Origin of the sequence: Arthrobacter wenxiniae (assembly GCF_013376105.1) — a bacterium.
In the GTDB taxonomy this organism is placed as follows: Bacteria; Actinomycetota; Actinomycetes; order Actinomycetales; family Micrococcaceae; genus Specibacter; species Specibacter wenxiniae.
In genome coordinates this window covers 71946-98487 of the sequence record NZ_JAAMFM010000007.1, presented here as the reverse complement: position 1 = coordinate 98487, position 26542 = coordinate 71946, and the positions used below count along the sequence as shown (strand labels likewise).

Annotated in this window: 23 protein-coding genes, 1 pseudogene and 1 riboswitch; of the genes and pseudogenes, 8 read left to right on the top strand and 16 right to left on the bottom strand. The window is 69.7% G+C overall.

All coding sequences use genetic code 11. The features are described 5' to 3' along the window. Positions 1–10 precede the first annotated feature (10 nt). From G6034_RS07210 to G6034_RS07185, 6 genes are all read right to left on the bottom strand, one after another. Positions 11–724, bottom strand: coding sequence for a magnesium transporter MgtE N-terminal domain-containing protein (locus G6034_RS07210; RefSeq protein ID WP_176634475.1), 714 nt, complete (start codon positions 722–724; stop codon positions 11–13). Between the two features lie 513 nt (positions 725–1237). Continuing rightward, the gene (locus tag G6034_RS07205) at positions 1238–1846 is read right to left on the bottom strand and encodes a response regulator (protein WP_176634426.1); all 609 of its coding nucleotides are present in this window, start codon (positions 1844–1846) and stop codon (positions 1238–1240) included. Then, on the bottom strand, positions 1843–3030 hold the full coding sequence (locus G6034_RS07200) for a sensor histidine kinase (protein WP_218063682.1): 1188 nt from the start codon (positions 3028–3030) through the stop codon (positions 1843–1845). The genes G6034_RS07205 and G6034_RS07200 overlap by 4 nt, the downstream gene beginning before the upstream one ends. Before the next feature lie 32 nt (positions 3031–3062). Next, positions 3063–3890, bottom strand: coding sequence for an ABC transporter permease (locus G6034_RS07195; protein ID WP_176634425.1), 828 nt, complete (start codon positions 3888–3890; stop codon positions 3063–3065). A 5-nt stretch (positions 3891–3895) separates the two neighbouring features. Then, positions 3896–4906, bottom strand: coding sequence for an ABC transporter ATP-binding protein (locus tag G6034_RS07190; RefSeq protein ID WP_176634424.1), 1011 nt, complete (start codon positions 4904–4906; stop codon positions 3896–3898). A 35-nt stretch (positions 4907–4941) separates the two neighbouring features. Beyond that, positions 4942–5499, bottom strand: a complete 558-nt coding sequence (locus G6034_RS07185; RefSeq protein ID WP_176634423.1) for a hypothetical protein — start codon at positions 5497–5499, stop codon at positions 4942–4944. A 121-nt stretch (positions 5500–5620) separates the two neighbouring features. Here G6034_RS07185 and G6034_RS07180 point away from each other — a divergent pair, with 121 nt between their 5' ends. From G6034_RS07180 to G6034_RS07170, 3 genes are read left to right on the top strand one after another with little or no spacing between them, the layout of a single operon-like run. Then, a complete protein-coding gene (locus G6034_RS07180; protein WP_176634422.1) occupies positions 5621–6814 on the top strand; it encodes a type III polyketide synthase in 1194 nt (397 codons plus the stop codon). Between the two features lie 4 nt (positions 6815–6818). Continuing rightward, on the top strand, positions 6819–7523 hold the full coding sequence (locus G6034_RS07175) for a methyltransferase domain-containing protein (protein ID WP_176634421.1): 705 nt from the start codon (positions 6819–6821) through the stop codon (positions 7521–7523). After that, complete coding sequence (locus G6034_RS07170; protein WP_343037971.1) at positions 7516–8712, top strand: FAD-dependent oxidoreductase; 1197 nt, start codon at positions 7516–7518, stop codon at positions 8710–8712. The genes G6034_RS07175 and G6034_RS07170 overlap by 8 nt, the downstream gene beginning before the upstream one ends. A 67-nt stretch (positions 8713–8779) precedes the next feature. Here G6034_RS07170 and G6034_RS07165 read toward each other — a convergent pair whose 3' ends face one another. From G6034_RS07165 to G6034_RS07145, 5 genes and pseudogenes are all read right to left on the bottom strand, one after another. After that, positions 8780–9496: a hypothetical protein gene (locus tag G6034_RS07165; protein WP_176634420.1), complete on the bottom strand. Its 717-nt coding sequence runs from the start codon at positions 9494–9496 to the stop codon at positions 8780–8782. Positions 9497–9853: 357 nt separating this feature from the next. Then, positions 9854–10441: pseudogene (locus tag G6034_RS07160) on the bottom strand (YibE/F family protein); the annotation flags it as partial. 232 nt (positions 10442–10673) lie between these two features. Next, the gene (locus G6034_RS07155) at positions 10674–11666 is read right to left on the bottom strand and encodes a GNAT family N-acetyltransferase (protein WP_176634419.1); all 993 of its coding nucleotides are present in this window, start codon (positions 11664–11666) and stop codon (positions 10674–10676) included. Between the two features lie 2 nt (positions 11667–11668). Continuing rightward, a complete protein-coding gene (locus tag G6034_RS07150) occupies positions 11669–13054 on the bottom strand; it encodes a glycine--tRNA ligase (RefSeq protein WP_176634418.1) in 1386 nt (461 codons plus the stop codon). 177 nt (positions 13055–13231) lie between these two features. Then, on the bottom strand, positions 13232–14302 hold the full coding sequence (locus tag G6034_RS07145; protein WP_176634417.1) for a lactonase family protein: 1071 nt from the start codon (positions 14300–14302) through the stop codon (positions 13232–13234). Positions 14303–14390: 88 nt separating this feature from the next. On the opposite strand from G6034_RS07145, the gene G6034_RS07140 reads away from it, so the two are divergent. Continuing rightward, complete coding sequence (locus G6034_RS07140; RefSeq protein ID WP_176634416.1) at positions 14391–14621, top strand: RNA-binding S4 domain-containing protein; 231 nt, start codon at positions 14391–14393, stop codon at positions 14619–14621. A gap of 3 nt (positions 14622–14624) precedes the next feature. On the opposite strand, the gene G6034_RS07135 is transcribed toward G6034_RS07140, so the two are convergent. Further along, positions 14625–15269, bottom strand: coding sequence for an alpha/beta hydrolase (locus tag G6034_RS07135; RefSeq protein ID WP_425485473.1), 645 nt, complete (start codon positions 15267–15269; stop codon positions 14625–14627). 124 nt (positions 15270–15393) lie between these two features. Here G6034_RS07135 and G6034_RS07130 point away from each other — a divergent pair, with 124 nt between their 5' ends. Next, positions 15394–16296 carry an SGNH/GDSL hydrolase family protein gene (locus G6034_RS07130; protein WP_343037970.1) on the top strand — a complete coding sequence of 301 codons (903 nt, stop codon included), beginning with the start codon at positions 15394–15396 and terminating at the stop codon, positions 16294–16296. A 429-nt stretch (positions 16297–16725) separates the two neighbouring features. Further along, positions 16726–17172, top strand: coding sequence for a hypothetical protein (locus G6034_RS07125; protein ID WP_176634414.1), 447 nt, complete (start codon positions 16726–16728; stop codon positions 17170–17172). Here G6034_RS07125 and metX read toward each other — a convergent pair. From metX to G6034_RS07110, 3 genes are all read right to left on the bottom strand, one after another. After that, positions 17169–18266, bottom strand: a complete 1098-nt coding sequence (metX, locus tag G6034_RS07120; RefSeq protein WP_343037980.1) for a homoserine O-acetyltransferase MetX — start codon at positions 18264–18266, stop codon at positions 17169–17171. The genes G6034_RS07125 and metX overlap by 4 nt on opposite strands. Positions 18267–18367: 101 nt before the next feature. Then, positions 18368–19684, bottom strand: a complete 1317-nt coding sequence (locus G6034_RS07115) for a bifunctional o-acetylhomoserine/o-acetylserine sulfhydrylase (protein ID WP_176634413.1) — start codon at positions 19682–19684, stop codon at positions 18368–18370. Between the two features lie 80 nt (positions 19685–19764). Then, positions 19765–19881: riboswitch (SAM riboswitch) on the bottom strand. A gap of 182 nt (positions 19882–20063) precedes the next feature. Then, on the bottom strand, positions 20064–22454 hold the full coding sequence (locus G6034_RS07110) for a Tex family protein (protein ID WP_425485477.1): 2391 nt from the start codon (positions 22452–22454) through the stop codon (positions 20064–20066). Positions 22455–22664: 210 nt separating this feature from the next. On the opposite strand from G6034_RS07110, the gene G6034_RS07105 reads away from it, so the two are divergent. Then, a complete protein-coding gene (locus G6034_RS07105) occupies positions 22665–23303 on the top strand; it encodes a VOC family protein (protein WP_176634411.1) in 639 nt (212 codons plus the stop codon). A 180-nt stretch (positions 23304–23483) separates the two neighbouring features. On the opposite strand, the gene G6034_RS07100 is transcribed toward G6034_RS07105, so the two are convergent. Beyond that, entirely contained in the window at positions 23484–24416 is a 933-nt protein-coding gene (locus G6034_RS07100) for a CPBP family intramembrane glutamic endopeptidase (RefSeq protein WP_218063680.1), read from the bottom strand. A 277-nt stretch (positions 24417–24693) separates the two neighbouring features. Here G6034_RS07100 and G6034_RS07095 point away from each other — a divergent pair, with 277 nt between their 5' ends. Continuing rightward, positions 24694–26529, top strand: a complete 1836-nt coding sequence (locus tag G6034_RS07095) for a thiamine pyrophosphate-requiring protein (RefSeq protein WP_176634410.1) — start codon at positions 24694–24696, stop codon at positions 26527–26529. Positions 26530–26542: the final 13 nt, after the last annotated feature.

Here is a 26542-nt window from a genome sequence, read left to right as displayed (position 1 = left end):
GGGCCGCGCGCTACAGCCCCAGGATACTTGTGGCGATCAGGAAGTAGATGACGAGTCCCATGGCGTCGACAAACGTGGAAATGAACGGGTTGGAGAACACCGCCGGGTCTGCCTTGACGGTCTTGCCCAGCAGCGGCATGAGCCCTCCGGTCGCGGCCGCCCTGGTGCAGGCGCCCAGCAGCGTCAGCCCGATGACCCGGACGATGAGCGTTGCCCCCAAGGCAAGCACGAGCAGCCACACCACCCGGGCGCGCACGATGCTGCCGACTGGCGTGGCCAGGTACGGCCGGCGCAGCGGCTCGGTGCCGCCGCCGCGCAAGAGGTCGCGAAGGGACACCACGCCCACCAGGTGCCGCCCGGCATCGGTCACGGGAATGGTGTAGACGCTTTCGGCGTCGTCGAGCCGGGCCCGCACGCGTGCCAAGGTTTCCCCGACGGTCAGCGAGGGATGGGTGACCACAAACTCGGGGCTCATGTAGCGCCCCACGGCGCCCTGCGGGTAGCCGAGCACCGTGCTGGTGAGCGCCCGGTCCTTCTCGCTGAGCCCGGAGATCAGGCGGTGCGCGACGGAGGCCGGCAGCTCGTCGAGGAGCGCCACGCGGTCGTCAGGGCTCAGTCCGGCAAAGACCTCGGCGACGTCGGCCTCCTGGAGGCCCGCCAGCAGGTCCGCCTGGAGCACGGCATCGAGGCGCTCGAATACCGCCAGGGCCCGGCCCTTGGGCAGTGTGCGGTGCCGGCCAGGTCGCCGGCGGCCAGGACCCCGCTCAGCAGTCCGGCGCTGGCGTCAAACGTCAGGTTGGGGGATTTGATCATGGTCCGGTGCCCTCCGGTGAACGCACACGCAGGCATTCCACGGCGTGGACCGTGGCGTGTACTGAAAATGGGTGAGTGGAAAAGTGACGCAACCGCACGCGTCGACTTCACCGTGGGAATCACCAACGCTCCGCGTTCGGTCCAGCCCAACACTGCCGGACCGTGAAGGCGGTACGGCGGATCGAGCGGGCTAGGAGGAAGGCGTTTCCGGACGGCGCAGGCGGGGCGCGCGCGGTGCGGTAGTTCGACTAGGTCCGTCGTCCATGCGTGCCTCTCACCTCCCTCGTCCCAGGGCCCGGGAATCCGCTGCGGCTGCCGTTGCAGGCAGGCACGGCACGTCCGGGCGTCCCCTTCATCCTAGGTGTATTATCCACGGCGGGACCCGGCCATGAAGCACGGCCGGCTCCACGCCGTCGGGCCTCCGTCACAGGAGCCAGCCGTTCTCCTCCGCAATGTGCACGGCCTCGGCACGGGTCCTGGCACCGGTCTTGCCCATCCCGCTGGAGAGGTAGTTGCGCACCGTCCCCTCGGAGAGGAACGTGGCCGCCGCAATGTCCGCCACGGTGCCCCCGTCGCCGGCCGCGCGCAGCACCTCCGTTTCGCGCTCCGTCAGGGGGCTGTCTCCGGAGGTCATGCTTTCCACGGCCAGGGCCGGGTCCACCACCCGCAGCCCCGCCGCAACCTTGCGCACGGCGTCCGCGAGCTGGCGGGCAGGGGTGTCCTTGACCACGAATCCGCCCGCCCCGGCCTGCATGGCCCGGCGCAGGTACCCCGGCCGGCCAAAGGTGGTGACCATGAGCACGCGGCAGTCCGGCGCGTCGGTGCGCAGCCGCGCGGCGGCGGCAATGCCATCCAGCCCGGGCATTTCCACATCCAGCAGGGCCACGTCAGCCTTGTTAAGAACGACGGCGGCGCTCACCTCGTCCCCCCGGCCCACCTCCGCGACCACCTCGATGTCGCTCTCCAGGCCCAGGAGCGCGGCGAGGGCGCCCCGGACCAGGGCCTGGTCGTCGGCTATCACCAGACGGATCACAGTGTGAGCCTCAGGCGGAAGCCACCCAGCTCGGAACGGCCCACCTCCAGGGTTGCCCCGGCTGCCGCCGCACGTTCGCCCAGCCCCTTCAGGCCGCTGCCGCCGGCCCCAGTTCCGGGCTCCGGCGTGCGGGGGCCGACGCCGTCGTCGTCCACCTGGAGCTGGCGGGCGGACAAGGTGACGCGGCAGCGGCCGGCGCCTCCGTGCCGGATGACATTGGTGACCCCTTCGCGCAGGACCCAGCCGAACAGCTCCCGGGACGTGGCGGGGACGGCGTCGGCCGCACCGGGCAGCTCGGCGTCGATGCCGGCGGCCGCGAGCGCCGTGCGGGCGTTGGCCAATTCGCTGAGCACATTGACGCCGCGGTAGCCTCCCACGGTGGCCCGGACGTCCTCGAGCGCTCCGCGGGCCAGGTCTTCCAGGTCCGCTATCTCCGCCGCGGCCTTCCCGGGGTCAATGGGCAGGAGGCGCCCGGCAAGCTCGGCCTTGACGGCGATGACGGTCAGGGAATGGCCCAGGATGTCATGCATGTCCCGGGCCACCCTGCTGCGTTCCTCCCGCACCGCCAGTTCGGCGAGTTCATGCTGGGTTTGGCGCAGCTCGCGGATGGTGGCCAGCTGGCGGGAGAAGGCCATCATCATCAGCCCCACGGACGCGATGGTGACGGCCTGCGAGTAGGCATTGGCGTTGCCCGCTCCCTGGGCCAGGTTGATGAGGAGGGCCCCGCCGGCCAAGCTGCCGACGGCGGCGAGCGCAGCCACCCTCGGCAGGCCCTGGCTGGCCACAAAAACGGCCACAAACGTCCAGAGCCACGTGGCACCCAGCGAGGCGTCGGGATAGGCAAGGAACCCGAGGCTGAGGGCAAAGAAAAATACGGCGAGGACGGCCTTGAAGAACTGGCTGCGGTACCAGCTCAGCGGCGGACCCAGCAGGAACACCGCAATAAACGCCAGCAGGTGGAGCCACATCAGCGCCGTGATCCAGGGCGGATTCCCCGCCGAGGCGAACTCCCGGCCGTTGCTGACCAGCAATATCAGGCAGGCGACGCCGGCACCCGTAAGCCAACGGCGCGTGCCTGGCCCGGCAAGGAGTTCGCGCAGGCTGGGGACGTGGCCCGGGGGCGGGAACCAGCCCACCTCCCCCTGCCTGCGCGGTCCCTGCCCGCCAGTTGCCGTGGATGCCATAATGACCACTGTATTCTTTCCCGGCCCCGCCGCTACACCCTCTTGGTGTCGCGGCGGAAGGCGAGGGCGGCGCCGACGCCAAACACGGCCAGCCAAAGGATGACGTTGCCCACGGCCAGCCAGTTGAACGCCTCCCCGCTCAGGGGGGCCCGGGCAATCTCGCCGAGTCCGTAGGTCGGGGTCCAGACGCCGATGTCCTGCAGCGGCTTGGCCATCTGGTCCAGCGGCTGGAACAGCCCGCCAAAGAACGCCAGGAACGCCAGGGCCGGACCCATGAACTGCATGACGTTTTCGCTGGGCACCAGGTAGCCGACCATCAGGCCCATGGCCGTGAACACGAGGGAGCCAAGCCACGCGGCGGTTCCGGCCACGATCCAGACGTGGATCGGCAGGCGCACCCCGATCACCAGGCCCGTGGCGAAGGTGGCCAGCACGGCCACCAGGCCGATGGAAAGGCCGCCGAGGATCTTCACGGAGATGTTCGCGGCCGGGTGCAGCGGCGTGAGCCGAAGCTGCCGGCTCCAGCCGAGCTGCCGTTCAATCGCCACGGCGCCGCCGGCGGAGGTGGAGGCCATCATGGCCCCGTACACCGCCATGGAGATCATGATGAACGCGGCCACGGACGGGGCGCCCTGGGCCACGGTGCGGCCGGCGTCAATGGACGTGTCCCGGTACTGGAGCCCGAAGGCCAGGAACATGACCACGGGAAAGGCGACGGTAAAGAACAGCGTGCGCCGGTTGCGGAAGCGCCGCCTGATCTCAATGCCGAGCAGTGTGGCGTTGAAGGAGCCGAAGGGCGGGACATTGCGGGGCCCGGCGAGGGTCGACGCTGCGGGCCCTGCCGCGGGAAGGGTGGTCATGGCGGTTACTTTCCTGTGGTTTCGGGGGCTTCGGGGGCTTCGGGGGTTTCGTCGGTTTCGTCCTGGTCCCCGGTCAGGGCCACGAACGCGTCTTCAAGGTTGTGGGAGGTGATTTCGAGGTCGACGGCGTCCGTGGCGGTGAGCAGGTAGCGCGCCACGGCGTCGGAGTCCTTGGTGCGGACGCGCACCTTCCCTGCTCTGCTCTCCACGGAGTCGACGCCGGGGATGGCGGCGAGAGTGGCGGCGTCGGCGTTGCCCGCCGTCGCGGTCACCGTCCGTCCGGAGGCGAGGTTCTTGATTTCCGCGGCCGTGCCGTCGGCCACGATTTCCCCGCGGCGCACCAGCACGATCCTGTCGGCGTAGGCGTCCGCCTCCTCCAGGTAGTGCGTGGCGAAAATGACGGTGCGGCCCCTGGCGGTGTCGGCGCGGATGGCCTGCCAAAAGTCCCGGCGGCCTTCCACGTCCATGCCGGTGGTGGGCTCGTCCAGGATGAGCAGGCCGGGGTCGGAAAGCAGCGCCATGGCGAAGCGGAGGCGCTGCTGCTGGCCGCCGGAGCACTTTTCCACCCTGCGCCCGGCAAGGTCGAGGATTCCGGCCCGTTCCAGGACTTCGTCCACGGGCTGCGACTGGGCAAAAAGCGAGGCTGTCACGGCCACCGTCTCCCGAACCGTCAGGTCCTTGAGCAGGCCGCCCGCCTGCATCACGGCGCTGACCAGGCCGTGCGCGATGGCGGCGCGGGGGGACCGCCCAAAGATGGTGAGGCTGCCGGCGTCGGGCTTGGACAGTCCGAGCAGCATGTCGATGGTGGTGGTTTTGCCCGCGCCGTTGGGCCCCAGGAAGGCCACCACCTCGCCGGGGCGGATCTGCAGGTCGACGCCGTTGACGGCACGGACCCTGCGGGAGCCGGCACCGAAGGACTTGTGCAGCCCGGTGGCGTCGACGGCCAGCAGGCCTGTTCGGTCCGGCCCCACGCCGCGGGACGTTGTCGGGGCGGCGAGTGTGAGGGGGTTGGTCATGGTGCTTCCTTCGGGGTGCGTGGATGCTGCGGGGATTAGAACGAGACCGCCCGGAGCCGTGGCGCCGCGGCGGCCCGGGAACGGGACAGGGTGGCGAAGCGCTGGGCGGCCAGCGCAATGCTGAGGTAGAGCATGATCGAGGTGGTTCCCAGGGCCTGCGCGGCGGCCCTGTCCGCGGCGGGGGCCAGGACAACTCCCACCTGGTCAAGGCCCAGGTGGATGGCGAGACCCACGATCCACAGCGCCACCGTGGTCCAGTTGCCCTGCCGGACCAGCCGTCCGCCGTCGCGCCACACGCGGACCAGGCGGCCCCGCCACCAGCCGACGGCGGCGGCGGAAAGCAGCCCGGCCCCCAGGGCCACATAGGCTGCCGCGGGAATCGTGGCGTGGCCGGCGAGTGCGGCGATCTGCCCGGCCCCGACCACCCCCAGCACCAGCATGAGCAGGTAAGGCCGGTTCTCCCGGACGGGCTGGACACTGAGCTGGCGGTAGAGGATCCGCGCCAAGGCCGCGGCCGCCAGGAGAAGGTAGGGAAGTTGCTGGATCATGATGTGCTGCCTCTTGCTGGGAATTGTCCGGTCCGGTTGGGCCATGGATTAATTCTTGCGGCGGAAGGCCCCGAGGCCCCCACACGCCCGTCACCGGATCGCCATGACATTTGTCATCGGCCCGGCCGCCATTGTGTTCTCCACCGGCGTCGCCTAAGAATGGACTATGACAGTCACGCTGAGGTCCCTGGAAACGGCAGTTCCCCGAACGGTCCTGGTCCAGCCCGAGGCGCGGGACGTATTTGCGGCCCAGCCGGGGCTCACTCGGCTGGGCCAGAGGCTGGTCCGCACCTGCTTTGACTCGGCGGCGATCGACACCCGGCACACGGCCGTGGCGGAGATGTCAGCCACCTTCCACAGCGACAACCCGCTGTTTTTCGACGTCGACACCGGGCTCCTGCTCACCCCCAGCACCAAGGAGCGCAACGACCTCTTCACGGTGGAGGCCACCACGCTGTTCATCGAGGCGGCCACCAAGGCGCTGGCCGCGTGCGACGGCGTGTCCCCGGCCGATGTCACGCACGTCGTCACCGTTTCCTGCACGGGATTCTTCAATCCGGGGCCGGATTACAAGATTGTCCGGGCCCTGGGCATGGCGGCTTCGGTGCAGCGCTACCATCTCGGGTTCATGGGCTGCTACGCCGCGTTCCCTGCACTGCGCGCGGCCAAGGCTTTTTGCGACGCCGACCAGGACGCCGTGGTGCTGGTGGTGTCCGCCGAGCTGTGTTCGCTGCATGTGCGCACGTCCAACAACCCGGACACCATCATGGGATCGTCGCTGTTTGCCGACGGCGCCGCCGCCGCGGTGGTGACAGCCCGTGACCTGCCCGCCACCGGCCCGGCGCTGGTGCTGGACCATTTTGAAACCGTGCTGACGCCCGTGGGCGAGGATTCCATGGCCTGGAACATTGGCGACCAGGGCTTCGAAATGGTGCTGGACAGCTACGTGCCGCACATCATCGACGACCACATCGTCGGCGCCCTGGAGCCGCTGCTGGCGCACGAGCCGGCCTTGGCCGCCGGGGAGTACCGCGACATCCGGCACTGGGCCATCCATCCCGGCGGGCGCAGCATCCTGGACAAGGTGGAGGCCAAGCTCGGGCTGTCCGAGGACCAGCTGGTGCCCGCCAGGGAGACGCTGCGCAACTACGGCAACATGAGCAGCGCCACCGTGATGTTCGTCCTCAAGCACATCCTGGACCAGCCCGCGGCGGAGGAATCGGAAAGCATCTGCGCCATGGCCTTCGGCCCGGGCCTGACGGTCGAAACCGGCTTGTTCACCAAGGTGTCCCCGGAGCTGGAACCGGTGTCCGGGCACGCCGGCCTGGAGCACGCCCTGGACCACGCTGCCCGGGGCTGAGTCCGTGCGGTTCCTGCGGGAGCGCGCCGTGGACGCGGTGGAGGACATGGACCGGCCGGACTGCGACGCCGCCCGGCTGGAACGCACGTACGCCCAGTTCCCGCTGGTCAACGCTGTCGTATCGGGGTGGCACGGCGTCTACCGGCGGCGGATCCGCCCGCTGCTCTCCCCCACCACGGCAACCACGCTGCTGGACATCGGCTGCGGGGGCGGCGACATTGCCCGGAAGCTGGCCGGCTGGGCCGCCCGCGATTCCCTGGTGTTGGACATCACGGCGATCGACCCCGACCAGCGCGCCCTCGATTTCGCCACGTCCCGGCCCCCGCACCCGCGGCTGGCGTTCCGCCGGGCCTTCAGCTCCGACCTCGTCGGCGAAGGCGCCTCCTTTGACCTGGTCATTTCCAACCACATGCTCCACCACCTCACCCCGGCCGAGCTGCAGGGCCTGCTGGCCGATTCGGAGGTCCTGGCCCGGCGGGCCGTGATCCACAGCGACATCGCCAGAAGCCCCGCCGCCTACGTGTTGTTTGGGGCCGGGACGGCGCCGTTTTTCCCGGGGTCCTTCATCCGCCGTGACGGCCTGACCTCCATCCGGCGCAGCTATACGGCGGCGAACCTGCGTGCCGTGGTCCGCCCCGGCTGGAGCGTCCGGTCCGAAAGGCCGTTCCGCACCCTGGTGCAGTTCACGCCCGGGAATGTGCGTGCCTGAGGCTGCGGGTGCGGCGGACACGGGCATGCTGGACGTGGCGATTGTGGGCGGCGGCCCGGTGGGGCTTTACCTTGGCATCCTGTTGATCCAGCAGGGGCTCTCCCTCAGGATCCTGGAGCAGCGCGCCAGTTTGAGCCCGCACTCCCGCGCCATCGGCATCCACCCGCCGGCCCTGGCCGCCCTGGCGCAGGCAGGCGTGGGCGCCGTGTTGGAGTCCGACGGCGTCCACATCCGTGATGGCGTTGCCCGCAGCCGCGGCCTGCTGGTCCGGCGGCTGTCCTTTGCCGAGGCCTCGCCGGCGTCGCCGCACATCCTCACGCTCAAGCAGGCACGCACGGAGGCGATTCTGGAGGGCCGGGTCCGTGAATTGGCGCCCGGAGCGCTGCTGCGCGGCGTCCGCGTCGAGTCGATGCACGACGCCGGAACCCACGTCGTGCTGGCTGCCTCGCCTGAGGCTGGGGAACGGTTGGGGCAGAGCGCCGCCGGCGCCGCGTGCACGTTCCGCGCGCGGCTGGTGGTGGGGGCCGACGGCGGCCGCTCCACGATCCGCCGGGAGCTCGGCATCCCGACGACGGACCGGGACTACCCGGACACCTACCTGATGGGCGACTTCCCGGACACCGGCGGCGACGGCGCCACGGCCGTGCTGTATCTGGAACCGGGAGGCATCGTCGAGTCGTTCCCGCTCCCGGAAGGGCTGCGCCGCTGGGTGGTGCACACCGATTCCTTGTTCGGCGGCGCCTCGGCCGGGGACCTGGCGGGCCTCATCGTGCAGCGGACGGGCGTCCCGGTGGACGCCCGCGCCAACAGCATGTTGAGCGCATTTGGGGTCCGCTCCAGGATGGCGGTGCGGATGGTGCGGGGCCGGGTGGCGCTGGTGGGCGACGCCGCGCACCAGATCAGCCCCATCGGCGGGCAGGGCATGAACCTGGGCTGGCTGGACGCCGCCGCCTTGGCGCCGGTCATTGAGGCTGCCTTGGGCGGCGAGGCCACGGGGCCGCTGCTGGAACGGTTTGAGCGCACCAGGATGTCAGCCGCGCGGCGGGCCGCACGGCAGGCGGGATGGAACATGGCGCTGGGACGGCCCATGCCGGCGTCGTTCCTGTCCCTGCGCAACTCAACCGTGGCCTGGGCCTTGGGCAGCACGCGGCTGCGCAATGCGGTGGCGCGCCGCTTCACGATGCAGTGACCCGCCCCCACCGCTGTTCGAGATCATGACGTCGAGGAGCGCGGGGCGCCAGCAGCCGGCCAGCCCCTCAGTAGCCGGCGGGCCAGGCGAATGCGGCCGGCGCCGCTGCCTTTCCAGCGCCCTTGGTGATGACGATGTCGACGTCCTCGTGGCTGGCCAGCTGGATCGAGGCCGGGTTGCCGGATTGCTTTTTGCCGTTGACGAACGTGGTGACGGTGTAGCCGGCCGAGGTTGAGTAGGAGCCGACGCGGTCCGCCGACAGGGCCACGTCCCACTCGGTGAAGACTTCGCCGAGGTTGAACTGCCTGACGACCGGGGACTCGACGTGGATGATTCCGGTGGCGTCGTGGGTGTGGAGGGGCGAGATCAGCTGGGCGCTGAGGTCGATCCCGATGTCGCCCGGCACCGTGACGGCCTTGCCGTCCACAGTGATGCTCAAGTGGGTGTGGATGTGCTCGGCGGTGCCCTCTGCGGTGAGCATGGCCAGCCCGGCCGCCTTCGCCCTGGTGGAAGCGTCCGCGGGCGCAGCCCACGGGGGTGCCTGGGTGGAGCCGCGCGCGGCGGAAACGGTGGCACCGGAGGCCGTGCGGGTCGCGGCGGCGTTGCCTGCCGGGTTGGTGCTCACGGCCACCCCTGCCACGGCCGCCACGGCCACGACTGCAAGGCCGGTGCCGGTCCACACCTTGATGCGGCGCCGCCTCCCTTTCGCCTTCTGGCCGGCCACGACGGCCGCGGCCTTCCTGCGTGCCGCCTCAATGCCATTGCCGGTGTCCCTGGGTTCCATGCGCGTCTCCTCACGGCCCGGTCGTCACCGGGCCCAAATTCGATGTTCCCACGAAACGTTCGCTGGAAAGCGTTTACCCTGGGCTCTCACAGGCAATCCCCTGCAAATGCCCAGCCGCCGGCGGACGTTTCGGACGTTTCGGGCGGCGTGGGCGGGCGCCGACCAACGCTCCCGCCCAACCGGGGCACTTCCACCCAACGCTCCCGCCCAACCGGGGCACTTCCACCCAACGCTCCCGCCCAACCGGGGCACTTCCACCCAACGCTCCCGCCCAACCGGGGCACTTCCACCCAACGCTCCCGCAGGTTGGTGCGGAAGCGATGGGGAAAACACCCCCGATTGCAACCGGGCGTTGTCTCAGGCGGGCTGGGGTTGCGCGCCACGGCCGGTGGCTTTGACCCTGGCGACCGCCACCGCCGTCGTCACCGGAATGGCGGGCACCAGGCCGATGGGACCGACCAGGATATGCACCACCTCCTCCGCGAGTTCCGAGCTGGCCAGGGGTTCCAGGAGGGAGCGGTCATGGAGGGAGACCAGGATGAGCCCGGGCAGGGCGCTGCCGGCATAGGCGAAGGCGATGGTGTGGACGGTGGACGCGATGTGGTCGCGGCCAATGCGCATGGCGGACGTGAAGGGCGCACGCGCACTGGTGTCCGGGGCCAGCTCGTACAGCTCCCAAACCGCTGAGGACTGCGTGATCGTGACGTCGTTGAACCCGCCCAGCCCGACCATCGCGCGCAGCCCGCGCCACCTTGCCACGGCGACCACCACGATGGCGTACACGAGCGCCAGCAGGCCGATCGGCAGCGTCCTGACGAAGTCCATGAACAAGTACTGCGGCCCGGCGGCTTCCACGCCGGGCGTCACGTTGGGCGGCCTGAGGTAGCGGATGGTGCGGCCGCGTTGACTCCGCGCGCCTGCAGGAGCGTCCGGCGTCACCGGCACGTCGGCACCGGCGGCTGCAGGGGTGTAGGCAATGAAGCAGCCTTGCGACTGCCGCCCCCGTCCGGCAGGGCGCCGGCGGAGCTCAGCCCGGCCCAGCAACGATTCATCCGTGTCCGAAGGGGAATGGGCCCATGGGCTGTCAAGGACCTTCGGCTGGGCAGCTGGGGGGTGGCGGTCTCCAACGGCAACGGTGAGGGAGGCGGTGATCTCGAACCCCCCCGGCAAGAAGGGGTTACTCGCCGACGACGAGCGTTTCGGTGCCGCGGACCTCGGCGGCCCCCACCTCGATCAGCGGATTGACGACGGCGGCCACGGCCTCCATGGAGTCGTCCAGTTCCAGCAGCACCGGGTACTGGTGCGTGATCAGGGCAAGCAGGTCGTACACGGCCCGGACGGCAGCGTCCCGCGCCAGGGCGGGCTCCACGCCGAGGAACACCTCCGACGCCGGTGCTGCCGCGTCCGGGGCGCCCGGCGCGCCGGGACCCTGCGAGTAGCTGACGGCAAACGCCTCGATGCGGCCCTTCCTGCCTGGCTGCACGGACCCGCCAAAGGCGCTGGAGGTCGCGGCCCGCAGCACCAGGGCCCCGTGGGCGCCGGTGAGGTCGTCCAGGAACATGCGCTGGACGGCACCCGGCGTCAGGGGTCCGGTGGGGTCCCACTCGTTCACGGCCTCGTAGTACCGGCCCACCACGTCCGTGAGTTCCACGGATCCCGTGGCGAGGTCCTGCACCCGCGCCGCGGCCTCCGCCTCGGTCCCCTCGCCGAAGACGGGCAGCTTCAAGGCCCCGGGCCCCACCTCAACCACGCGGTTGCGCTGCAGCACGGTCAAGCCGCAGGCGCGGGCAAACTCGGCGCCTGGGGTGCCGGGGGCAACCTTGGTGCGCAACGCCGTCGTGCCTGCCAAACCGGCGGCAAGCGCACCGGACGCTTCGCGCCGCAGCATGCCAATCAGGGTGGCGCCCACCCCGGCGCGGCGGTGGTCCCTGGCAACTTCCACGTAGGCCCACAGCCGGGCCGGGTGCAGCGCGGTGGAATAGACGACGCCGGCCGCGACCGGGATGCCCTGGTCCTCGGCCACGATGGTGCGCCGCCACGGACCGGCGTCCTGGTCCGGCGCCAGCGCGGCACGGAACTGACCGGCCGGGGCGGACTCGGCGTCGCCCCAGATTTCCCGGAGCGTGAGGTCATCGCCGTCGCGCCACGGCCGGAACAAAAGCCCGGCCACGCCTAGGCCCCCAGCAGCCGCGCGGCCAGGTACGCCTGCACCTTGTCCAGGGAGACGCGCTCCTGGCTCATGGTGTCGCGTTCGCGGATGGTCACGGCGTTGTCCTCAAGCGTGTCGAAGTCCACCGTGATGCAGAAAGGCGTGCCGATCTCATCCTGGCGGCGGTAGCGGCGGCCGATGGCGCCGGCGTCGTCGAACTCGATGTTCCAGTGGCCGCGCAGCTTGTTGGCGAGCTCCTTGGCCTTCGGGGAGAGCTCCTCGTTGCGGGAGAGCGGGAGCACGGCGGCCTTGACCGGGGCCAGGCGGGGATCGAGCCTGAGCACGGTGCGCTTGTCCACCCCGCCCTTCGCGTTGGGGGCCTCGTCCTCGGTGAAGGCGTCCACCAGGAAGGCCATCATGGAGCGGGTCAGGCCGAAGGAGGGCTCAATGACGTAGGGGGTGAAGCGTTCGCCCGTGGCCTGGTTGAAGTAGCTCAGGTCCGTGCCGGAGCCCTTGGTGTGGGAGCCCAGGTCGTAGTCGGTGCGGTTCGCGACGCCCATGAGCTCGCCCCATTCCGAGCCCTGGAAGCCGAACTTGTACTCAAAGTCGATGGTGCCGGCGGAGTAGTGGGCGCGCTCGTCCCCGGGGACGTCGAACCGGCGCATGTTCTCCGGGTTGATGCCAAGGTCAAGGAACCAGGTCCAGCACAGCTCGACCCATTCCTTGAACCACTTGTCGGCATCGTCCGGGGCGGTGAAGAACTCAATCTCCATCTGCTCAAATTCGCGGGTGCGGAAGATGAAGTTTCCGGGCGTGATCTCGTTGCGGAAGGCCTTGCCGATCTGGCCGATCCCAAACGGCGGCTTCTTCCGGGACGTGGTGAGCACGTTGTTGAAGTTCACAAAGATGCCCTGGGCGGTTTCGGGGCGCAGGTAGGCCATGCCGGCCTCACTGTCGACCGGGCCCAGGAACGTCTTCATCAGGCCGGAGAACAGCTGCGGCTCGGTCCACTGACCCTTGGTGCCACAGTCTGGGCACACGATGTCGTCCATGCCGTTTTCCGGCTGGCGGTTCTTCTTCGCCGCGAACGCCTCGATGAGGTGGTCCTGGCGGTGGCGCTTGTGGCACTGGGTGCACTCGACCAGCGGGTCGGTGAACGTTGCGACATGGCCGGAGGCTTCCCACACGGCCTTGGGCAGGATGATGGAGGAGTCCAGCCCCACCATGTCCTCGCGCCCGCGCACAAAGGACTGCCACCATTCGCGCTTGATGTTTTCCTTCAGCTCCACGCCGAGGGGGCCATAGTCCCAGGCCGACCGCGAACCGCCATAAATCTCACCGGCCTGGAACACAAAGCCGCGACGTTTCGCGAGGGAGATGACCTGATCAAGCTTGGATTGGGGCGCCACTGACTACTCCTAGTAATTACGAGGCCGCTGGGTGCGGTCCGTCCGGGGACAAGCCTACCGGCAGGCGGCGCAGGGGGCGGAATTCCCATTCTTGTGCCCCGGACGGCTCCCGGAGTCTTGTGCATGATGTGCGACGCCGGCCCCCGGCTTGCGCCGTTGGCGCACCGTCGGTGCCGCTCAGCCAAGCACGACGCAGGTGGGGCTGCCAAAATCGACCGACTGGACGGGGGCCGGACCGGGCAGTCCGCTGCCGTCCAGATCAAACACGGCAATGTTGTTCGAGAGCTGGTTGGCCACATACATTTTGTTGTTCCCCACCGCAAAGTGCCGCGGCCAGCTGCCGCCGCACGCGACCTCGGCCAGGACGGCCGGCGCCGCCGGGCCCGCAGGGTCCAGGCCCGCCACGTCCAACACCACCAGGGTGTCGGGACCGCGGACGGCGGCGTACAGCCTGGTGCCGTCCGCCGAGAGCTGGATGTGCGAGGGGGCAAAGTCCCTGGCACCGGCAATCTCCGCGGCCGACGCGGCCAGGGGCGTCCGGAACAGCCATTTCCAGAAGTGGCCGGCGCCGTCGTGCGGGTCCACTTCGGAGCGGCGCAGCACGTGGACATGCCCGTCGAGCTCGCCGGCCACGAGCAGGAACTCGCCCTTGATGGCCACGTGGCGGGGCCCGGCGCCCGGCGGCAGTTCCGCGGAGCCCAGCCGGACAAGGGACCGGGCCGAATATTCATCCACCCGGTCGGCGCCCAGGTCCGAGACCAGCACCGTGCCCCACGGCGTGGCGGTCACCTGGTGCGCGTGGGACCCCGCCTGCCGGCCGCCGACCGGCCCGCTGCCGGGGTGGGACAACAGCACGGGAGGCTCCGGCGTCGTGCCTGCGGGGAGGGCGGTTCCCACAATTGCGGCCAGGGGGGTCACCGACGCCGTGCCCGAGGAGTAGTTGGCGGCCCAGACGCTGGGACCAAGCAGCAGGAGGTGGCAGGGGTCGGAGCCTCCTGAGGGTGCGCGGCCGCGCAGGTCCAGCGTCCAGGGGTCGAACACGGCAATCCGGCCCTCGGGCAGCTCCTCGACGGCAAGCAGGGCGCCGCCGTCCAGCACGGCAAACGACGGGTTCACCGCGCCGCTGCCCGTGGCGAGCCGCGTCCCCACCGCGCCGTCCGGCGCCAGCGAAAACCGGGACACGCCGGGGCCCGCACCGTAGGGCGCCTGGGTGTAGCCGCTGACGTAGACAGAGCCGGTGGCGTTCATGTGACCTCCATGGGTGGCGGATGTGTGCCTCCCACCACGCTATAGCCCGCCGGCGCCCGCCGCGTCCCCCATGCGGCAGAATTGACCCATGAGTTCACACGAGATCACCGACATCCCCATCCGAGACGACATGATCCGGCTGGGGCAGCTGCTCAAGCTCGCCAGCCTGGTGGGGGACGGCGTGGAGGCCGCGGACCTCATCAAGAACGGCCTGGTCCTGGTCAACGGAGAGATCGACGAGCGCCGCGGCCGCCAGCTGCACGACGGCGACACCGTCACCGTGGGCGGGGAAACGGTGCGGATCAACACGCCCAAGTAGGGCCTAGTTGAGCACCTTGTGCCGCAGGAACTCGCCCACATGCGCCATTTCCTGGGCGTTGATGCCATGCCAGATGCCCGTGTAAAGCACCTTGGTGAGCTCGGTGTGCGCGCGCAGCCAGGTGTTCGTGTACTCCACGGCGGAGGCGGGGATGACGGGGTCGGCCTGGTCGCGGCCCCAGAAGACTTCCGGCTTCGCGGCCGCCGTGGCTGCGTCGTCAAAGTAGGGGTGGCCGTCAACCTCCACCACAAATCCTGAAAGTCCGACGACAGCCGCATAGTCAGCGGGCCGGTGCCGCAGCAGCGTGGTGGCCATGGACATGCCCTGGGAGAAGCCGAAGAGTGTCACCGACGTGTGCGCGCCGCGGACGGAGTCCAGCCAGGCCTCGACGCCGGCTGCCGCGTCCGTGACCGAGTCCAGCGTGTAGGACAGGTCGGTGCGCAGCGGGAACCAGGCACGTCCCGGGCCGGCCTGCAGCGGTGCCTGGACGGAGGCCACAGTGAACTCGGCGGGGAGCTGGCCGGCCAGTCCGAAGAGGTCGGCCTCGTCGGCGCCGTAGCCGTGGAACAGGACGAGCAGGGGCGTGCCGGCCCGTTCGCTTTCGGGGCGGGACCACAATACCTTCGGGGATTCGCTCATGCGCACCATCGTTTCATGTCCGTGTTGCCGGGGACGAACCGGCGGTCCCGCGCCGGGGTCCGCGGGGCCTGGCGCGGCGCCAGGTGAGGGCCCATGGTGGCGCTCCACGGGCGCCAAAGGGCAGTATGGAGGCGTGAGTGAATTTACCGATGCACAACCATCACGCCGCCCGGGAGCAGGGGAGGCGCCCCGCCACCCCTGGAACCGCTACATTGCCATCGGCGATTCCTTTACCGAGGGCGTCGGGGATCCCGAACCCAGCAGCCCCGGAGGGCACCGCGGCTGGGCCGACCGGCTGGCGGAGGAACTGGGCCGCGGCAGCGAGGAATTCAAGTACGCCAACCTGGCCATTCGGGGCCGTCTCCTGCGCCAAATCCTTGACGAGCAGCTGGAACCCGCGCTGGCCCTCAAGCCCGATTTGATCAGCATCTCGGGAGGCGGCAACGACCTGATCCGGCCCGGTTCAGACCCCGATGCCCTGGCCGAGCGCCTGGACGCCGCCGTGGGCAGGATGTCCGACGCCGGTGCCACCGTCCTGCTGTTCAACGGACCGGACATCCGGGACACCCCGGTGCTGGGCATGGTGCGCGGGCGCGTGGCCATCTACAACGAGAACCTGCGCACCATCGCCGCCCGCCATGACGCCGTCGTGGCCGACATGTGGTCCATGCGCCAGCTGAGGGACCCCCGGATGTGGGCGGAGGACCGGCTCCACTTTTCGCCGCTGGGACACCACAACATCGCCATCGTGGCGCTGAACGCCTTGAACGTGCCACACCAGCTGCTCCCCCAACTGCCCAAGCCGCTGCCCCCGCAGAAGTGGCAGGCGGCCCGGGCAGAGGACCTGGTGTGGGCGCGCGAGTTCCTCGTCCCCTGGGTGCTGCGCCGGCTGCGCCACCAGTCCTCGGGCGACGGCCGTTCGGCCAAGCGTCCCACGGCCGGGCCCGTCTTTGGTCCCGGCTTCGGCTCGGGCCTGCCGGGGCCCGAACAGCCGGGGTACAGCCTTCCCGGGCCCGGCGGCACGCCGCGGGGCTGAGCCCGGGCCCGGCGGCACGCCGCGGGGCTGAGCCCGGCCTGGGCCGGGACGGCCATCCGGGCATGGCCGGCTGCCGGGCGTGCCGGAGCGCGGCCAGGCGCACCGTCCTGCGGGTGCGCTGGGCGGCCGGTGGCAATGATCCACCGGCGCCCGAGCCTCCATACCCGGTGAACGGCTGTTGCCGGGGGTGACGGCGAAAGTCTGTTGCAGCGGCGTATGCGGTTTCGGATCGGCCCGCCACCCCTGCGCCGGCGCCACCGCGGAGCGGGAGCCCACCAGCAGCCCTTACGTCCTGTGGCGGCCCGCGTGGTGCGGCCCCGACCGCACCGCGGCTCCCGCCGGACGGAAATGCCCCCGGCAGACTAGGATGGAAGGAAGCGCGAAGCTTGCGCGTCCAAGCGATGAAACAAGCGATGAAAGTGGTGCATTGTGCCGACTGTGCTCGATCCCGCAGCTGCCGGACTGGTGGCAGCCTCATCGTCCGGTTCCGGCGGGATGCAGCCCTGGTTCATCCTCGTGTTCCTGGGTGCGATCCTGCTGGCAAACTTCGCCAGGGCCGCCTCACGCCGCAAGCGAGCACGCAGCGACTCCCCGTACGCGGCCGCTCCGCGGCCCGGCACCGTGCAGCAGGCCAGGCCCGGCACAGGGCCGCAGCCGCCGCAGGTCCCGGCCGGTGTGACCCTGCTCAACGGGATCCCGATGAAGGGCTATGAAGCCGCCCACGGCCAGCAGGCCATGGGCTTTGCCAACGAACGCATGAAGGCCGAGGCCGAACTCAAGCGCCAGCTGGACGCGCTCGACGCCGCCCGCCGCGCCGGCCAGGTCACCGCCGACCAATACGCCGCCCACCGCGAGGCGATCTTCAGGAACTTCTAGTCCGCGAAGAATGACTCCCGGAGCAATTCACCGACAGTGGCCACTTCGGTCAGGAAGCCGTCGTGCCCGATCGCGGAGTCGATGCGCCGCACCTTCACATCGCCGGGCAGCGCCGCCGCCAGTTCCTCGGACTGCGCCGGGAAGTACAGGCGGTCGCTGTTGACGGCGGCCACCAGGAATTCCACGCAACCGGTGGGTGCCAACGCCTCCCGCAGCGTGCCGCGCCCCCTCGCGACGTCGTGGCTCATGAGCGCCTCCGTGATGGCGACGTAGCTGTTGGCGTCAAAACGGGTGACCAGCTTGTGTGCCTGGTGGTCCAGGTAGCTTTCCACCCGGTAGCGCCCCGCCACGGAACCTCCAGTGGAGGGCCGCAGTCGGCCGTCGCCCAGCGGGTCCTCGCCCGGCTGGACGGCGCGCCCAAAACGGGCTCCCATCTCGGCCTCGGACCTGTAGGTGATGTGGGCGATCCGCCGGGCCAGCCCCAGGCCCAAGGTGGGGGCCGCGCCGTCGTAATAGTCGCCGCCGGCGAAGTTGGGGTCCTGGCGGATGGCCAGGACCTGTGCCTGGGCGAAGGCGATCTGCTCGGCGGTGCTGGCGGCGCAGGCCGCCACCACGGCACAGCGCTGCACCCGTTCCGGAAAGGTCACGGCCCATTCAAGGGCGCGGGCACCCCCCATGGAACCCCCAATGACCGCGTGCCAGGATCCGATGCGCAGTGCGTCGGCAAGGCGGGCCTCTGCGTGGACGGAGTCGCGGATGGTCACGAAGGGGAAGCGGGAGCCGTAGGGCGCGCCGTCGGCGGCAATGCTGGAGGGCCCGGTGGTCCCGTAGCAGCCGCCCAACATGTTCGCGGCCACCACAAAGTAGCGGTTGGTGTCGATGACCTCCCCGGGGCCCACGAGCCCTTCCCACCAGCCGTCCTCCTCGGAGTCGCCCCGGCTGACGTGGGTGCTGCCGGTCAGGGCGTGCTGGATGAGGACGGCGTTGCTGCCGTCCCCGTTCAGTGTCCCCCAGCATTCGTACGCCACCGTGACCGAGGGCAGCTCGCCACCGGCCTCCAGGGCCAGGGCGCCAATGTTCACGGAGCGCAGCACGCCGCCTCCCTGCCCGACGGCCGCGGACCAAGGCGCCGAGTCCGGGACGGGGGCCCCGGGAGTGAACACGCGATCCTCCGCTGCCAGCCGATCCAAGGCGCTCACGCCGATTTTGCTGCCCGGAACCCGGCCTCGAGATCGGCAATGATGTCCTCGACGCCTTCCAGGCCCACCGACAGGCGCACCAGGCCGGGGCGGACTCCGGCGGCGAGGCGCTGCTCCTCGCTCAGCTGCGCGTGGGTGGTCGAGGCCGGGTGGATCACCAGCGAGCGGACGTCGCCCAGGTTGGCCACGTGCGAGTGGAGTTCCAGTCCGTCCACGAAGCGCCTGCCGGCGTCAAGGCCGCCCTTGATGTCGAAGGAGACGACGGCGCCGGTGCCGTTCGGGCCGTACTTCCGGCCGCGCTCGAACCAGGGGCTCGAGGGGATGCCGGCGTAGGCGACGGCCTCGACGAATTCGTTGGCCTCGAGCCATTCGGCCACCTTGACGGCGTTGCTGACGTGGCGTTCCACGCGCAGGCTCAGCGTCTCGATGCCCTGGGCGATGAGGAAGGCGTTGAAGGGGGAAATCGCGGAGCCCAGGTCGCGCAGCAGCTGCACGCGCGCCTTGAGGATGAAGGCCAGGTTGGCCCCGAGTGCGCTGCCCACGCCGAGGTCGCGGGCGTAAACCAGGCCGTTGTAGCTCTCATCCGGGGTGTTGAAGCCGGGGAACTTCTCCGGGCTGGCGGCAAAGTCGAACCTTCCGCCGTCCACGATCACGCCGCCAATGGCGTTTCCGTGGCCGCCCAGGTACTTGGTGGCCGAGTGGATCACGATGTCCGCGCCCCACTCCAGCGGGCGGATCAGGTACGGCGTGGCCAGGGTGTTGTCCACAATCAGGGGCACGCCTGCCTCGTGGGCTATTGCGCTGATGTTTTCCAGGTCCAGCACGTCCTGGCGCGGGTTGGAGACCGTCTCGCCAAAGAACGCCTTCGTGTTCGGCCGGACGGAGGAGCGCCATTCGTCCAGGTTGTCCGGGTCCGAGACAAACGTGACCTCGATGCCGAGCTTCTTCAGCGTGTGGGCCAGCAGGTTGAACGTGCCGCCGTAGATGCTGGGGCTGGAGACAATGTGGTCCCCGGCCTCGGCCAGGTTCAGGATGGCGAAGGTGGTGGCGGCCTGCCCGGAAGCGAGGAGGAGTGCACCGACGCCGCCCTCCAGGCTCGCGACACGCTGCTCGACGGCGTCGGCCGTGGGGTTGCCGATGCGCGTGTAGATGGGCTCCAGCTCGGCCAGCGCAAACCGCGCGGCGGCGCTTTCCGTGGAGGGGAAAACGAACGACGTCGTCTGGTAGATCGGCAGCGCGCGGGCGCCGGTGGCGGCATCGGGCTGTTGGCCGGCATGGATCTGACGGGTTTCAAATGACCAGGCGTTGCTCACTGTGAGCTCCTTACACACTAGAGGCCGTCCGGTTCCCGCACCCTGGCGTCCGGGGACGTCGGGGCGGGGGTGGAAGCTGCGGCCCACGCTTGCGTTGGTGCCGGTTGGCCCAACGCCAGGTCTTCACCCGGGGCACCCCGCCGCGGAAGGAGGGTTGCCGGCCAGCGAGCCGGGGCTTGTCGCTGGCACTCATGACCTGCTACCAGTGTGCGAGAGCGCTCCGCCGGGCTGCAACATTGTGACGGCATTGTGACCCCTGCCGAACATGTGCTGGACAAAACGCGCAAATGGTGAGCCGGACCGAATTAACGGCCAGTGTCAGTGGACGGCAGCGGCTGCTTCGCGCGCTGAATGCAGCCGCTGCCGTCCGGTCGCGGCGTCAGGGCTTGAGCCCGGCCCGGCGCAGGGCCTCGGCCATGGCCGTGTTCGCCGGCACCGGCACCGGCGGCCGGGCTTGGCGGGAGCCGGACCCGGACGCGCCCCCGGCGCGCGGCGAGGGGCGCGCCTCAGTCCCGGAGCCGGCGTCGGCCTTCCCCGGCCGCTCCCCCGCCGTGGCCGCGTCATCCAGGCGGAGCGTGAGGGAGATGCGCTTGCGGTCCGGCTCCACTTCAAGGACCTTGACGCGGACCACCTGCCCGGACTTGACGACGGTGCGGGGGTCGGAGACAAATTTGCTGCTCATGGCGGAGACGTGGACCAGGCCGTCCTGGTGCACGCCAATGTCCACAAACGCGCCGAAGGCGGCCACATTGGAGACGGTGCCTTCCAGGATCATGCCGGGGCGCAGGTCCGTGATCTTCTCAATCCCCTCGGTGAAGGTGGCCGTCTCAAAGCGGGGACGGGGGTCGCGGCCGGGCTTTTGCAGCTCGGCCACGATGTCCACCACGGTGGGCAGGCCGAAGGCGCCGTCCACGAAGTCCTGCGGGTTGACGGCGGCCACGGCGGGCACGCCGCCTGAAATTTCGGCCCCTTCCGCCCCCACGGCAGCCAGGATCCTCCGTGCCACGCCATATGCCTCGGGGTGCACGCTTGAGGCATCCAGCGGCTCCGCTCCCCCGGTAATCCGCAGGAAGCCGGCGCACTGCTCGTAGGCCTTCGGGCCCAGGCGGGCAACCTTGAGCAGGTCGCGGCGCTTGGTGAACGGGCCGTTGTCGTTGCGGTGCGCCACGATGCCTTCACTCAGCAGGGGTCCCACGCCGGCAACCCTCGCCAGCAGCGCCGGGGAGGCGGTGTTCAGGTCCACGCCCACGGCGTTCACACAGTCCTCGACAACGGCGGCCAGCGATCGTTCCAGCTTGGCCGGGGTTAGGTCGTGCTGATACTGCCCCACGCCAATGGACTTCGGGTCGATCTTCACCAGCTCCGCGAGGGGGTCCTGGAGGCGGCGGGCGATCGAAACGGCGCCGCGCAGCGACACGTCCATGCCGGGCAGCTCGGCGCCGGCCAGGGCGGAGGCCGAGTAGACGGACGCCCCCGCTTCGGAGACCACCAGCTTGGCCACCGTGCGGCCCGGGTCCCGCCGCTTGAGTTCCGCGAGGAGCTCGGCTGCCAGCTTGTCGGTTTCCCGGCTGGCCGTGCCGTTGCCAATGGCGATGAGTTCCACGTGGTGGCGTTCGCACAGGGCCGCCAGCGTGGCAAGTGCCTCGGTCCACCGCCTGGCCGGGGCATGCGGGTAAATCGTTTCGGTGGCGGTGACCTTGCCGGTGCCGTCGACCACTGCCACCTTGGTACCCGTGCGCAGGCCCGGGTCCAGGCCCAGGGTGGCACGGTTGCCGGCAGGCGCGGCGAGCAGGACGTCGCGGAGGTTGGCGGCGAACACCCGCACGGATTCCTCCTCCGCAGCCTGGAACAAGCGGACGCGCAGGTCCACGGACAGGCGGGTGAGGATGCGGGTGCGCCAGGCCAGGCGGGCTCCGGTCATGAGCCAGGTGTCCGCAGCGCGGCCGGACTCGGCAATGCCAAGGGCGTGGGCCACGGCGTTTTCGTAGCGGGTGCGGGCCTGCGCCTGGGCCTCGGCATCGCGGGGATCCGCCTCGGCCAGGTCCAGTGTCAACACGCCTTCCTTTTCGCCGCGGAGCAGGGCCAGCACGCGGTGGCTGGGCAGCGAGTGCGGGGACTGGGCAAAGTCGAAGTAGTCCTTGAACTTTTCACCGTCGGCGGCCTTCCCTGCCTTGACCGAGGACCGCAGCCGGCCTGTTTTCCAAAGCCGCTCGCGCAGTTCGCCCACCAGGGCGGCGTCCTGCCCGGCCCGCTCGATCAGGATGGCGCGGGCGCCCGCCAGGGCGTCGTCGGCGCTTGCCACCGCATGGTCCGGGTTGAGGAACGCCTCCGCGGCCACGGCCGGCGCCTGCGCGGGGTTCCTCAGGAGCGCATCCAGCAGCGGTTCCAGACCCGCTTCCCGGGCGGCGTCCGCCTTGGTCCTGCGGGTGGACTTGTAGGGCAGGTACAGGTCCTCCAGGTCCGACTTCGTCGCGGCCGCCTCCACGGCGGCCCGCAGCTGGGCCGTCAGCCTGCCCAGCCCGTGGATGGCTTCGAGCACCGTCCGCCGGCGCGCCTCCAGCTCGCGCAGGTAGCGCAGCCGCTCCTCCAGCTCGCGCAACTGGGCGTCATCGAGCGTCCCTGTCACCTCCTTTCGGTACCGGGCAATGAAGGGGACGCTGGCGCCGTCGTCCATCAGGCCCACGGCGGCCCGCACCTGGGCCGCGCGGACTCCCAGGCCGTCGGCGATGGCGGCTGCGATGCGGGCCTCCACGGCCGCGGCATCCGGCAGCCGCAGCGGGGGCTGGGCGGGGGAAGCAGGGCCGGGCTGGGCGGGGGAAGCAGGGCCGGGCTGGGCGGGGGAACTTGCTGCTGGTGTTTCAGTCACGCCTCAATTCTGCCCCACAACGCCCCGCCGCCGATCCCCCCAGTCACAGGACATCCCATCTGTGTTAGGTGACACTAAGTCGAGCGGTCGATCACAAAGTGCCAAGATGAACGCATGCGAATGGACCATGTTTCTTACGCCTGTGAATCCGATGGATTGGCTGCCACCACGGAGCGAATCGCGACCGCGCTCGGGGTCGAGGCAGTGCGCGGCGGGGTGCACCCGCGCTTCGGCACCCGCAATATGATCATTCCCCTCACCGACCACCACTACCTTGAGGTGGTGGAGGTCCTGGACCACCCCGCGTCGGACAAGGCGCCGTTCGGCCAGGCCGTCCGTGCCCGGTCCCAGGCCGGCGGCGGCTGGATGGGCTGGTGCGTTGCCGTCGACGACCTCTCCGCGTTCGAGGAACGCCTGGGCCGCAGCGCCGTCCCGGGAAACCGCAAGTTCCCCGACGGCCGTGAACTCGTGTGGCAGCAGATTGGCATCAAGGGCCTCATCGCCGACCCGCAGGTGCCGTACATGCTCAAGTGGGAGGGCGATCCCGCCCTGCACCCGTCCCTGGCCCGCCCGTCCACGGTGCGCCTGGCATCCCTGACGATTGCCGGCAGCGCCGAGCGCCTGACCGAGTGGCTGGGCGAGCCGGTGGAGCAGCCGCTGGAGGACGTGACTGTGGAGTGGATCGCCCCGCGCGGCACCCCCGGCATCATGTCCGTCACCTTTGACACGGCGCGTGGTTTGGTCACCATCTAAGATTTGACCGGCCCTTGCGGCGGCACCCACCCTTGCGGTGGCGGGTGCCGTTTGCGTGCCCGGCAGGCGGGTGCGTCAAACCGGCGGCGCAGATCATGCGGGTTCGGCAACCGCCGGCCCACCTTATCCGCACCACCAATGCCGGTGGACCCGGGCAACGACGCCCGCCGGCGGCTGCGGCTACCCGAAGCCGAGTGCCGGTCCCATGGTGAAGGCGGCAATGTCCACCAGGGAATGTGCCACGACCAGCGGCATCACGCGCCCGTACCTCTTATACAACCAGCAAAAAAGCAGGCCCATCACAAAGTTCCCGAAGAACGGGCCGAAGCCCTGGTACAGGTGGTAGCTGCCGCGGATCAGCGAGCTGAGCAGGATGGCAGCAAGGGGCGAAAGCCCGATCTTCCCCAGCCTGTCCAGCAGCCAGCCGACCATGACCACTTCCTCCAGCAGGCCGTTGTGGATGGCGGACAGCACCAGCACCGGAATGGTCCACCAGTATTGGTGGAGGGCGCTGGGAATGATCTCAGTGGTGATCCCCATGGCCCGGCCGACGGCATACAGCCCCAGCGACGGCACCCCGACGACCACCAACAGGCCCAGGGCGCCGAGCCCGTCGCGGAAGGGACGCCGGAAATCCAGCCCGATCCTGCGGAACACCGACTTCCCGGGCTCGGCAAGCAGGTACAGCACGAGAAGCACCGGGACCAGGGCAAAGAAGATGTCCAGCAGCTGGTACGTCAGGTCGAAGTACTCCCTGCTGCTGCGCACCACGTTAAGCGTGGACGTGCCCTTCGCAATGGGCGCCCGGGACAACTTGTCCAGCAGCTGCACCACCGAATACACGGCCGACTGCCCCAGTGAAAGCCCCAGGACCAGCAGCACCTCAGCAATGAGCCGCCTGCGTGGCCGGGCGCCCCAGTGGTGAGGCACGACGCCGGACACCCCGCCCCGGGCGTCCCGGGCCGCCCCGGCGATGCCCGGCCCACCGGCGGCGGCACCGGCAGCGTGTCCACCGGCACCCGCACCGCCAGCGGGGGAACCGGCGGCGGGGCCCCCGTCCAAGGCGCGCCGGGCGCCGTCGGATTGGGCATTGGGGGGAACCGGTTCACTCATGTACTACATCATGCCCTCCCCTTGGCGGCCGGTGGCACATGGCGGGCACGTTCCCCGGGGCGCGGCGGATGTCAGCGCGAATCCGGCGCCGCGGGACTTTTGACACTACTGGATTCACGGGCCCGGCTAAAGACTACGTTTATGCCCCTGTCCGCCGGGCAGTCCAAGGCCGCCGACAATTTAGTTCACACGAGGCAGTTCGGCCCGCACTGCGCACCGGGCATCGGGGCACCGCCGGGCAAACGCCGGCCACCAAAAGACGTGAAGGGAATTTGACATGGCAACCGTCAGCGAGTTTGTGATCCAGCGAATCCGGGAGTGGGGCGTGAGCCGGGTGTTCGCGTTTCCGGGCGACGGCATCGGTGAGTTCGACGGCGCCCTGGGCAAGGCGGAACGGGACGGTGAGGGGCTGAAGTACGTCCGCCCCACGCACGAGGAGATCTGCTCGCTGATGGCCACCGCCCACGCCAAGTTCACCGGCGAGGTCGGGGTGTGCGTCGCCACGTCCAGCCCGGGGGCATTCCACATGTTGAACGGGCTCTACGACGCCAAGATGGACAACCAGCCTGTTGTCGCCTTCGTCGGTCAACAGGGCCTGGCCTCTCTGGGAACGTTCACGCAACAGGAGAACAACCTCGAGCGCAGCCTCGCGGACGTTGCCGTGTATGTCCAGACCATCGTTTCACCCGAGCAGGCCCAGGCCGTGGTTGACACGGCGTTCCGCACCGCACGGGTGCGCCTCGGGCCGGCCGTGGTCATCCTCCCGCACGATGTGCAGGGCATGAAGTTCAAGGCACTCGCCCCGGCGAATTGGGTTTCCCGCTCCAGCGCCGTCGCCCCGTCGATTTCCATCGTTCCCCCGGAGAGCGAGATTGTGAAGGCGGCCGGCATCATCAACGCGGGCCGCAAGGTCACCTTCATCGTCGGCCACGGGTCCAACGGCGCCACGGACGAGGTGCTGGAGGCGGCGCGCCTTGCCGGGGCGGGCATCATCACCGCGCTCCGCGCCAAGCAGGTTGTCCCGCCGGATGTTGCCTACCACAGCCAGCAGCTGGGCCTGCTCGGATCCCTGCCGAGCATGCACCAGATGAAGGACTGCGACACGCTGGTTTTCCTCGGCACCAACTACCCGTACAGCCAGTTCCTGCCGGCGAGCGGGCAGGCCAGGGCCATCCAGGTGGACCTCAAGCCGGAACAGATGGGCCTGCGGTACCCGACCGAGCTCAACCTGTGGGGAGATGTGAAAGCGACCCTCACGGCCCTCATCCCCCACCTTGAGGCCAAGACCGACCTCTCGTGGCAGGAGGGAATCGCCGGGGAAATGGTCGAATGGGAGAACGAGATGGAAGCCCAGGCGATGCTCAGCTACCCGGACGGCGTCAACCCGCGGCGCGTCTACCACGAGCTCAACAAGCGCCTTCCGCCCCGCGCCATCGTCACCGCCGACGCCGGCAGCACCGCAGACTGGTACGGCCACCACATCCGCCTGCAACGCGGCATGATGGGAGACCTGTCCGGACGGCTGGCGAGCATGCTGGCGGCCATGCCGTACGCGGTGGCGGCAAAGTTCGCGTTCTCCGACCGCTGCGTGATCTGCACGATCGGCGACGGCGCGTTCCAGATGTTGGGCATGAATGAACTCATCACGATCAAGAAATACATGAAGGAATGGGACAACCCGCAGTTCATCATCATGGTCCTGCACAACAACGACCTCAACCAGGTCTCCTGGGAGATGCGCACCGAAGACGCGAACCCTGTCTGGGAGACATCCCAGGAAGTGGAGTCAATCGACTACGCCGGGTGGGCGGAACTGCTCGGCTTCACCGGCATCCGTCTCAAAAACGACGGCGACGTCGCCGCGGCCTGGGACACCGCCTTCGCCAACCAGGGAGTCACGCTCATCGACGCGTACACGAGCAAGAACGTGCCGCCGCTGCCGCCCCACATCACGGCCGAGTTCGCAAGGAACACCGGTGAAGCACTGCTAAAGGGGGACCCCTCCGAGCTGGGCGTCATCCGCGACTCCGCCGAGGCCCTGCTCTCGGAAGGCATCGAGCGTGTCAAGGGCAAACTCCACATCGGCCAGGAAAAGACCAAGGACACGGACTAGGCCAGGGACCGGC